Origin of the sequence: Ruminococcus sp. MCC718 (assembly GCF_018783905.1) — a bacterium.
GTDB classification, from domain to species: Bacteria; Bacillota; Clostridia; order Lachnospirales; family Lachnospiraceae; genus Hominisplanchenecus; species Hominisplanchenecus faecis.
This window is the reverse complement of sequence record NZ_WQNP01000040.1, coordinates 1-10397: the sequence shown is the minus strand read 5'-3', so window position 1 is coordinate 10397 and position 10397 is coordinate 1. Positions and strand designations below refer to the sequence as shown.

Below are 10397 nucleotides of genomic sequence, written 5' to 3'. Positions count from 1 at the left end.
ACGTATAAGTTTTCTTAATACCCATCTTCTTGCCCTTCGGACAAGAAGCATCCCTCGCTCTAAAGAGCTCGGTCAATTTTTATTTTACTTTTACTGTTACGATCGCTTTCTTCTTTCCGGCTTTGACCGTAATCTTCGCTGTTCCGGCTTTCTTGGCTTTCACCACTCCTTTTGCATTTACAGTAGCTACTTTTTTATTGCTGCTGGTAAATGTTACTTTATCGGAAGCGGTGATCGGCTGAAGCTCTGCTTTGATTTTATAGCTCTTCTTTTTCTTTAAAGTAATCTTCTTTTTGTCCACTGTAATTTTCTTTACGGCAACTTTCTTTTTCTGTACTTTTACGTTGAATGAAGTACTGTAACCGCTGGCAAGTGTTACCGTAATTTTTGCTGTTCCGATCTTCTTTCCTTTGATCGTACCATTCTTAGAAACGGTTGCTGTTTTTGTATCACTGCTCTTATAAGAAACAATCCTGTCAGTCGAAGGCATTCTTATGGTTTTTATTTTGTAAGAGCTTTTCACTTTCAATGGAACCGTCACATCCGACTTCACATTCAATTCCACGTATGGTGTCTGTGCAACTTCCAGTGGAACATACATATCTGCTTTTGCAAAACATGCACCAAAAACACTGGATTTTCCATAGTGATCAGCAGTTAAAATATACTGCTTTCCTTTTTCCAGCTTGCAGTTCAGTGTACCGATCGCCATCCCTTTCGACTGATATCCGCTGGCTGTTTTTTCGTATACACGGAACCAGCAGGATTTCTGCCAGTAGTCCGCACCATATCCGGTGACGCTCACATAATAAGCACCGCTTTTATCCGGTGTAAACCAATAATACGCAGTTTCTCCGTCCGTGTACTTTAAAGAAGGATAGGATTTTTTCATATCCAGTTTGTTGGAGCTGTTCAGTGACAGGTCACGTATCGTGATCGGATAACCAGTTCCTGTCAATTTCTCCTTCTCTCCATTATCACTGTTCATGGATAACGTTTTCAGAGACACTCTGACCTGGTAATTTCCCTTTGCACCAGCCATACCCGGATTGTTTACAACATTTGATATATCATTCCCATTTGCATCCAGAAACATAACATTAAATGCATATTTATAATCATCTGTAAGAGAAAAAGCAGTACCATTATCCCAATCAAACGAATAAGTCTTTGTGCCATTTTCATATTCGACTGTCAGTTTCGCTCCATCCGGGGAAATGGTTTCAAAATCTGCATTGTAGAAAACATCTCTGGCATTTGCTTTCTGCAGGGTAACGTTTTTAATATCTGGAGCTTTGCGGAAAGTGATCGTACCCGTTCCCTGCACCTGTCCACCTACAGAATCCTGCAGTTCCAGACAGAATGTATAAGATTCTGTATTGTTCAGCTTTTCTGCAAAATACAGTGCATCGGAAGAGTAATCATCCAGTACGTGAATGTTCATATTTTCCGGGAAATTAAGATCAACATAATAATATCCTGTTTCTTCCGGTGTAAACGTGAAATAATATTTCTGTCCGACCTGTGAGAAACTTCTGGTGTATGTCTGGTTCAGTACCAGTGGCACTTCCAGTTCATCACTCTGTGCCTGTACAGAAGCATCTGTGCTGTTTGCTGTATTTACATCGTCTGTTACATTTGCAGTTTCTGTCAGTTTTTCCGTATCTGCCAGTTCTGCTGCCTGTGCTGTTACACCTATTGTGCCGGCGGCAATCACTGCTGCCAGCAATATTCCATAATATTTTTTCTTCATCTGAACCTCCTGATTCTTTTACTTCTTATTTTCATTTATTACTTTTGACAATCATCAGTATACTACATCTTAGAAACTCCCTGTAATATCTTTGGTTCTATCTCCTTTCTCAGGTCTTCCGTCTTTTTTCCTGTTCTGGTTGCTGTAAAAAATCCCCCCTGAGATATTCCGGCAGCATCAGGTACAACACAACTGCTGTCAGGATTTTCCAAAAGGGGATTCTATATCTGCAAATCAAATTACATCATTTTACTTTTACCTTGCATTTTGCTGTTATTTTTCTGGATTTTACAGTGATCACCGTTGTTCCCTTTCCGTCGTAGGCTGTATGATAACACACCATTCTGAAAAATTATGTTCTTTTTTTGGAATGGACTCCTCTTTCTTCAGACCGCACTTCACGCAGGTAACTCGCTGAATTCCTGCGTCTTAAAGTCAGATGCATTCCATTCATCCTCTGTTCCGGTGTAACGTACTGCGAGCAGAGAAGTGAAATCTGTAACAAGCTTCGTTCCAACTGTTGTCACTGTTTTCGGGAACATAATATACTGCAAAGAACCACATGCCGCAAATGCTACGGCTGCTGCAAGCATCGCCGCAAAAAGTTTTTTTCGTCTCATAATATTTTCATTCTATTTCTTATAAAATCCCCCCCATATAGCAAAATTATAACGTAACAATATCCTGTTTTCAATCATATATCAGCGACATTCTTGTACTTAAGAGGATTATGCCATGGGCAAATTATAATTTTCTGATAATTCACTCATTTTTTATAAGTATACAAATATGCGATTTTTCACTTTTTTGACGTTTGGAAACATCACTTATCATTTCTTCACAAAACGTGCGTTTGTTTTTTGGAATTTATAAACACTGCCTTTGTGCACAAAAAATGTGGATAATGTTGATAACTCAGTGTATAACTCTATTTTTCAGCAAATTCGACATTTTTCACTGTGGATAACTCGTGCGTGAATCCACAGGAATTTATCCACACTCTGTTTATATCTCAAATCTTTTGTGCATTTTGCCAAACGGCTTTTTTTATTGTTTTTCTATTTAATTAGAATTGTCTTAATCAGCGTGTAAATATTTAAAATTATCTAATTATTTTATCTTAATTCCAGAAGACTTCCGCTTCCGCAAACAATGTGCAGCAAATCTATCTTATCAGCCTTCAACCTTCAATTAAGATAAACACTCCGCAGAAACGCAGTATTTTTCCTTATAACGTAAGAAGGGAGCGTTCTTGCGAACACTCCCGTTTTAGTTCTCTGTTCAATTAATCTTATTCTTAAAAGTAACTTCTTGCTGCACAAGCGGTTCTGTAATCTACGCTTGATACGATGATACCGGTCTGTTCGTTACTTGCGTGAACAACCTGACCATTGCCGATGTACATGGATACGTGTCCGATACCGCTTCCGTTATCATAGAACAACAGATCGCCCGGCTGTAAATTGCTCATATCTACTGCAGTACCGCCGCCTGACTGAGATGCAGCTGTACGTGAAATGCTGATTCCGAAGTTTGCCAGGACAGACTGTGTAAATCCGGAGCAGTCTGTTCCGTTTGTCAGGCTTGTACCACCATATACATATGGATTACCAACAAACTGAAGTGCATAGTTTACAACGCTCTGTCTGAGAGAATCAGAACTGCTTGCATCTGACTGTGGAACATCTCCGGTATAGTCAGAAGCCGATGGTGCAGAGCTGTCTGTCGTTGTACTTCCGGTGGTATCACCTGTTGTATAATCCGGTGTTGTCGTTGTATCGCCTGTGCCGTAATCCGGAGTAACGGTAACATCACCTGTGCTGTAATCTGGTGTTGTTGTCGCATCACCTGTTGTGTAGTCCGGTGTTGTTGTCGTATCACCTGTTGTGTAATCCGGTGTTGTCGTTGTATCCGTTGTTGTGGACGGTGCCTGTGTTTCCTGCTGTGTCTGATCACCTGTCCAATTCTGATTCTGCTGCTGCTGCTGAGATGCCTGTGCCTGCTGCTGTGCTGCATACGCTGCTTCTGCTTCTGCCTGCTGGCGTGCTGCTTCCGCTTCTGCTGCTGCCTGTGCCTCTGCTGCTGCCTGATACTGTTCAGCCATATATGCTGCATACTGTGCTTCATCTGCAGAACTTACTGCGGTAGAAGCGATTTCCTGTACGTTATAATCTAATTCCTGCTCAGATGCAAGCTGTTTTGCTTCTGCCGCTGCTACGATTGCTTCCTGTGCTGCATAGGCTGCTTCGTTTGCATCCGCATTGTTCATCGCATTGATTGCTGCTTCTTTCATCTGATCTGCACGATCCAGAGCACTCTGTACTGCCTCTTCTCTTGCTGTACTCGTTTCGATGGATTCTGCCTCTACAAATTTTGTTTCACAGTCTACATAGTCGCTGGAAACATATCCAACTACGTCATTATCAACTGCTACTTTTACCCAGCCGTCTTCCTGATCAATAACCTGAAGCTGCTGTGAGTCTCCAACCAGTGCGATAACATCGGAATCAGTGCTTGCTTTCTTACGAACCATCAGAGTCTCTGTATTTACCGTAGCTACATCATCTCCGACTTCTGCTGCCAGCTCTTCTGCCTGTGCACCTGTTACAAAATAATCTTTGCTTACATATCCTGTAACATCTCCGGATTTGATCAGGTACCAGTCACCTGTCTGACCAATGATCTCTGCTGCTGAATTGTTATATAACTTTCCAACGATCTGACCTGTCTCCGTGCTTGCTTCATCACGAATATTTACATATTCATCAACCTGAGCAATTACCAGACTGTCATAACCGGTTGCAATCACTTTTTTTGTTTCGGAATTTTCCTTCTTTTCCTGACTTGCAATGATCTCAGCTCCGATTCCTGCTAATGGCATCTCCCCTGCTGCAAAAGCGGTAAGACCGGTGCTTGCGAAAATAACGCTTCCTGCAAGACAACATGCAGTGACTTTTACTACTCCTCTTTTCATTACTTATATCTACCTCCATGTATTGAAAACACTGTGTAATTTTCATTTATTACAAAACTGTTACATTTTTTACACGCTAATCATAACAAACCGGAGGTGTTTTGTCAACAGTAATTAATATCTTTTATAAGGATTTCATACATTTTTCAAATATTTTTTCACAGATATGAAACAGTATTTGACTTTAAAAGAGGCTCTGCAAATTATTTTATACTTCTGCAATTCACGTATATTCCGCTTTGTTCCGGGTATTAGCATTAAATACTGTGCTGAACGGACTCTACTGCATTTGCACCATCTGCTGCGGCTGTAATAATCTGACGTAACATTTTTGTACGCACATCACCGGCTGCAAAGATTCCCGTAACATTTGTGACACAATTTTCATCTGCCACGATATAACCTGCCTCATCTTTTTTAATTTCATCCGGAACCATGTTCGTATTTGGTTTCATACCGACAGCTACAAACACACCATCCACAGGAAGATGTTTCTTCGCACCTGTTTTCTTATTTTCAATAAACAGTGCCTCTACCTGATCTTCACCGCAGATTTCATTGACAACGGTATCCCAGATAATCTCCACATTCGGCAGAGCCATTAATTTCTTCTGTAGACTCTTTGCCGCACGCAGCTCATCTCTTCTGTGGATCAGATAAACTTTCTTGCATCCTCTTGCAAGAAACAGGGCATCTCCGACTGCCACATCTCCGCCTCCTACTACGGCAACCGTTCTTCCCTTGAAAAATGCTCCATCACAGGTCGCACAGTAAGAAACACCCATGCCAGCCAGCTCTTTTTCACCCGGAACGCCCAGTTTTCTGTGACTTGCCCCCGTACTGATGATAATATTTTTTGCATAAAAATCACCTTCGTTTGTACGCACCGTTTTCTGTGTTTCTTCTATTATAATGTCTTTTACTTCTGCAATCTGAAATTTCGCCTCCAGTGCATCCGCATGAGAACGGAATTTCATGCCAAGCTCATATCCATTCATTCCCGGCAGTCCCGGATAATTATCCACCTCTGCCGTGTTCACTACCTGTCCTCCACTGATATATTCCTTTTCCAGAACCAGAGTATCCAGTCCCGCCCTCTGGGCATAGATCGCAGCACTTAAACCTGCAGGGCCCGAACCAATGATGATCAGATCATATGTTTTTTCCATTGTATTTCCTCCTGATATCCATTATTTTCCTGTTGCTTACCGTATATTCCTGAAATGCTATCCGATATTAGTATAGTCAATCTTTTTGTAAAATAAAAGCATTGACAAACGGTTTTTTTTAGATTATTATAATAATAACTATTACTAATATTATGATATCAGGATTAACTTGAAATTTTTAAGCTTGGCATCATTTATCTAAAGGAGAACATTATGGCAGTTTTAAAGTACAGTAAACAGCGAGAAGCCATCCGGGATTTTCTTGCTCACTCGGAAGAACATCCGACTGCTGATATGGTTTACATGAATTTGCGGGAGAGCTTTCCAAATATCAGTCTCGGTACGGTTTACCGCAATCTGTCCCTGCTCTCTGAGACCGGACAGATCCTCAAGTTAAATATGCGAGATAGTGCTGACCGTTTCGATGGCAGGATCACACCACACGATCACTTTGTGTGTGAAAGATGCCATTGTGTAGAAGATATCTTCCTGGATGATAACGAGGAGATCACCATCGCAGCACAAAAAAAATTTGATGGCAAAATCAGAAGTCACACGACTACTTTTTACGGAATCTGCAAAAAATGTTTAGCATAATATAGATATCTGCTAAAACAGGAAAATTCTGTTGTTAAACACACTACAGTAAAAACCCCGCAAAACTTAATGAAAAAAACTATTAAAAAAGTCTTGACGGAAAGCAAAAGATGTGCTATCTTAATATCAGTAACAATTACTATTATTAATACAAGGATTCAACCTGTGAATGTTCAGAGCGTAAAAGTTTTGGACATCCCAGGATTAGCTTATTAAAAATCAAAGTGAAAAGGAGATCAAAAAAATGGCAAAATTTGTATGTACAGTATGTGGTTATGTTTATGAAGGCGAAGCAGCTCCGGAAGTCTGTCCAGTATGTAAAGCACCGGCTTCTAAATTCAAAGAGATGGATACAACAATGGCATGGGCTGCAGAGCACGAAGTAGGTATCGCTTCTGATGTTCCGGAAGACATCAAAGCTGACCTGAGAGCAAACTTCGAGGGTGAATGTTCTGAAGTAGGTATGTACCTGGCTATGGCAAGAGTTGCTCACAGAGAAGGTTATCCGGAAATCGGTCTTTACTGGGAAAAAGCAGCTTATGAAGAAGCTGAGCACGCTGCTAAATTTGCAGAACTGCTTGGTGAAGTTGTAACAGACAGCACAAAGAAAAACCTGGAAATGCGTGTAGAAGCAGAAAACGGTGCTACCGCAGGTAAAACAGATCTGGCAAAACGTGCAAAAGCTCTGAACCTGGATGCAATCCATGACACCGTTCATGAAATGGCAAGAGACGAAGCAAGACATGGAAAAGCATTCGCAGGTCTGCTTAAGAGATACTTCGGAGAATAATATTCAAGTCGAACGCACGCAGAAGTTGGAGTTTTCTCCGACCAGAATAAATTCATTTCCACGGAGGTGCCAGTATGGATTTAAATGAAACCATCTGTTTCTGTGCTGATGTGACAGCCGGAGATATCAAAAAAGCGTATGACGAAGGTCATACTACCGTTGATGCAATCGGTGAAGCAACCGAAGCCGGAACCCTCTGCGGCGGCTGCCAGGATCGTATCGCTGAATTGCTGGAAGAATTTGCAAAATAATTCCAGACAGGTCAAAGCACTTGCTGCTCATTCAAGTCGAACGCATTTGATCGGTATGGAAATATAAAATAAAAAATGCCCTGAACCAAAGGAGATATCTGTAGGATCATCTCCGGAAGTTCAGGGCATTTTTGTTTCTGCTTTTGGGACTTGTCAGATTTTTTGTGAACGTTTTAAAAAATCCATTATGCTATTTCCACCAGGGTTTTACAGAAGCAATCTTGCTGTCAAAACTTTGTATGTAGCCGTTTTTGTCATGATAGCGGATGGCAAATAATATTCTTCGCCACACCATTCTATAAATTCTGTCACTGCTTGAGGAAAAACAGTTCCATTCTGCAGATCCTTGTAATTCATATGAATCACTTCATGGATACTGTCATGAATCCAGTTGTACACCTGCGGCTTGATCAGACGCTGAAAGCTATCCACAATTTCTTTCTTTTCATTCAGTTTCACTGCACCGATTTCTATGATTTCGAAAGGCAGACGGCTGTTGAACCAGCTTTTACCGTATTAATTCCTGCGGAATCTGGTCATAATCATACATTACTTCTGAATGATTATCCCGAATGAGCTGTTTGTCTGTTATTTCACCGGTGGCTCTGTCGATCACATTCCGGTAAATTTGTGAAATTCTGAAAAATTTCTCTTTTTCTTTATGGAAATGGTGGTTCTCTTCAATAATTTCATAATAGTGAGGAAATTCCCTCTCGCTTCTCAGCTCTCCGCATAATTTCCCGTTTTCACACCATAACAGAAGCTGTACATTCTGATCTGTATTATTTTTGAACCTGTAGTCTATATAATTATAGCTGACAGATGTCCCGGAACTGAATGGAACACGCTTACCATGATCCGGTGCAAGTGCATCTGAATGGCTGTGAAATTCTGTTACGGTAAGAGGGCTGTGAAGCACAAGAAGATGAATGGTATTTCCAAGATTGCAAAGTCCGCCTCCAAGCCCGGGCATAAGCTTATCTCCTATAATAATACGACCATCCCGGTAACCCTTCCTCTTTGATATTTTCCCTACAGTCCTCCAGAACGAAAAAGTCTCTCCGGGATGAATGATCATCCCATTTATCCTGGAGGATGCAAGGCGAATGTTTCTTGCCTTGTTTTTCTGAAGCACGGGATCTATTCCTTTTCCTTTTTTTATGAGGCCGGAGTTGTAGCTGAACACCAGATTTGGCAGCTTCTCTTTTTGTTTTACAGTACTAAATTTCTCTTTGCCTGCAAAATCCTGTATATGTCTTTTACATATCTCTTTTGACTTTGAAATTTCATACGTAAGCGGACAGATCTCACAAAAAAGCTTTTTTTCTTTCTTTTTCTTCATATTTTTGGCCGTTCCTTCTGTATAAATATCACCAATTCTCCTGTAACAGCTTTTATCACGTTTCCAGCATTCCAGGATTGCATATTCAACGTATCTCCGTTTTCCGATCCACTTTTCATCATCCTGCCTGATAAACCTGACAAGAATACTGGCAAGACCACTTCTGTTTGCTCCCAGAATATCTGTAAATACCTGATCCCCTATAACCACTGCCTCTTCTTTTTTTATATTCAGCATCTCCACTGCTTTCAGATAATTTTGAGGATTTGGTTTATCCGCATCGCAGATGTAAGGTGTATCTATATTTTTAATAAATCGTTCCACTCTTCCTATGTCATTATTTGACAACAGCAATGTTTTCAGACCAAGTCCCTGAATTTTACGAAACAGGTCATCAATTTCCGGTGTGGAATCGTCACCATGATGTACCAATGTATTGTCTATGTCAAAAATAATTCCCCGAAAACCTTTCTGATATAGCTTTTGGTAGTCAATCATAAATACACTTTCGGCATATTCATATGGATAATATTTTTTTATCATGTTATCTTCTCACTTTTTATGTACTGACAAACTTTATTGATCTGTTCTCCGAAATTACCGTCAAACTTGTTTTCAAAAAAAGCACTGCCTATTGTAAATGCCCACGGGACTGCTTTCCTGATCTCATTCAGTCTCTGATAACCATTGATGCTTCCTGCTATGCAGACCGGCGCATCCACAGCTCTTACAAACTCTTCATTCAGCCTGGCTGCATCTCCTGTATATCTGTATCCCAGAAGATCAATTCCATAGACACCTTTCGCAAGATATTCTCTGGCCTGAAGGATCATCTCTTCGCAGGTTCCCTCCAGAACGGATGGGCGATCATGGATTTCTCCTACAAATGGCATATATTTGATTCCATTTTCCCTGCAAAATTCATTCACAACATCTGAATAAACAGTCCCCATCAAAAAATCACAGCCACATTCTGCTGCCATTTTTGCACCTGACATACACTCCGCCTGTGTATATGCAACCACTTCCAGAACTGTTTTTTTGCCACAGCTTTTCATATATGCATAAAGGTCTTTCATCTGGGAAAGGGGGAGCGGCTCTTCCTTAAATCCCCAGTATTCTGCATCAGAATCCTTATATGCATCAAAAATCTCATATGCGTTTTGAACAGTCTGATCCTCATGGGTAAGCATCACGATCAATGACGGGGTATGATACCTGTTTGTTAAATTTTTCTCCTTTTCCATACTTAACTCCTTCGTAACCTTTTAACTCTGGTAGCATATATTATACCTTACATTTATTTTTCACACAAGAAAAGCCTGTCGGCAAATAGCCGACAGGCAATAATGAATGGCAAAAAACCTTTCGACACTCATATCATAGTATTGCATGTGCAAATGAACGAATTCCCCGAAAGGCACGTAAAAGTGCCTTCTTTGGAATTGTTCATTTTGCACATTGCTGTACGTTTTTGAACGGCCATAGTTTTTAAAAACACTTCATATCATATTTTACACG

The 10397-nt window shown here is 40.6% G+C and carries 10 protein-coding genes; 3 read left to right on the top strand and 7 right to left on the bottom strand.

All coding sequences use genetic code 11. From position 1 onward, the window contains the following. Positions 1-79 precede the first annotated feature (79 nt). The 4 genes from GPK60_RS05130 to trxB form a co-directional block, all read right to left on the bottom strand. Complete coding sequence (locus GPK60_RS05130) at positions 80-1753, bottom strand: Ig-like domain-containing protein (RefSeq protein ID WP_215659012.1); 1674 nt, start codon at positions 1751-1753, stop codon at positions 80-82. 398 nt (positions 1754-2151) lie between these two features. Further along, positions 2152-2373 (bottom strand): hypothetical protein, encoded by a 222-nt coding sequence (locus GPK60_RS05125; RefSeq protein WP_173898535.1) that lies wholly within the window; start codon positions 2371-2373, stop codon positions 2152-2154. Between the two features lie 677 nt (positions 2374-3050). Continuing rightward, positions 3051-4727 carry an SH3 domain-containing C40 family peptidase gene (locus tag GPK60_RS05120; RefSeq protein WP_215659011.1) on the bottom strand — a complete coding sequence of 559 codons (1677 nt, stop codon included), beginning with the start codon at positions 4725-4727 and terminating at the stop codon, positions 3051-3053. A 257-nt stretch (positions 4728-4984) separates the two neighbouring features. Continuing rightward, positions 4985-5896 carry a thioredoxin-disulfide reductase gene (gene trxB, locus GPK60_RS05115; RefSeq protein WP_022118246.1) on the bottom strand — a complete coding sequence of 304 codons (912 nt, stop codon included), beginning with the start codon at positions 5894-5896 and terminating at the stop codon, positions 4985-4987. 213 nt (positions 5897-6109) lie between these two features. Between trxB and GPK60_RS05110 the strand changes: the two genes are divergently transcribed. The 3 genes from GPK60_RS05110 (at position 6110) to GPK60_RS05100 (ending at position 7534) form a co-directional block, all read left to right on the top strand. Further along, positions 6110-6493, top strand: coding sequence for a transcriptional repressor (locus GPK60_RS05110; RefSeq protein WP_022118247.1), 384 nt, complete (start codon positions 6110-6112; stop codon positions 6491-6493). Between the two features lie 244 nt (positions 6494-6737). Beyond that, a complete protein-coding gene (locus GPK60_RS05105; RefSeq protein ID WP_022118248.1) occupies positions 6738-7283 on the top strand; it encodes an NADH peroxidase in 546 nt (181 codons plus the stop codon). Between the two features lie 74 nt (positions 7284-7357). Next, complete coding sequence (locus tag GPK60_RS05100) at positions 7358-7534, top strand: (2Fe-2S)-binding protein (RefSeq protein ID WP_022118249.1); 177 nt, start codon at positions 7358-7360, stop codon at positions 7532-7534. 207 nt (positions 7535-7741) lie between these two features. On the opposite strand, the gene GPK60_RS05095 is transcribed toward GPK60_RS05100, so the two are convergent. Genes GPK60_RS05095 through GPK60_RS05085 form a run of 3 tightly spaced genes read right to left on the bottom strand, consistent with a single transcriptional unit; the run spans position 7742 to position 10123 of the window. After that, positions 7742-8008 (bottom strand): exonuclease domain-containing protein, encoded by a 267-nt coding sequence (locus GPK60_RS05095; protein WP_346727720.1) that lies wholly within the window; start codon positions 8006-8008, stop codon positions 7742-7744. Between the two features lie 34 nt (positions 8009-8042). Beyond that, a complete protein-coding gene (locus tag GPK60_RS05090; protein WP_215659010.1) occupies positions 8043-9419 on the bottom strand; it encodes a YqeG family HAD IIIA-type phosphatase in 1377 nt (458 codons plus the stop codon). Further along, on the bottom strand, positions 9416-10123 hold the full coding sequence (locus GPK60_RS05085) for a hypothetical protein (protein ID WP_215659009.1): 708 nt from the start codon (positions 10121-10123) through the stop codon (positions 9416-9418). Before GPK60_RS05085 ends, GPK60_RS05090 begins: the two co-directional genes overlap by 4 nt. Positions 10124-10397: the final 274 nt, after the last annotated feature.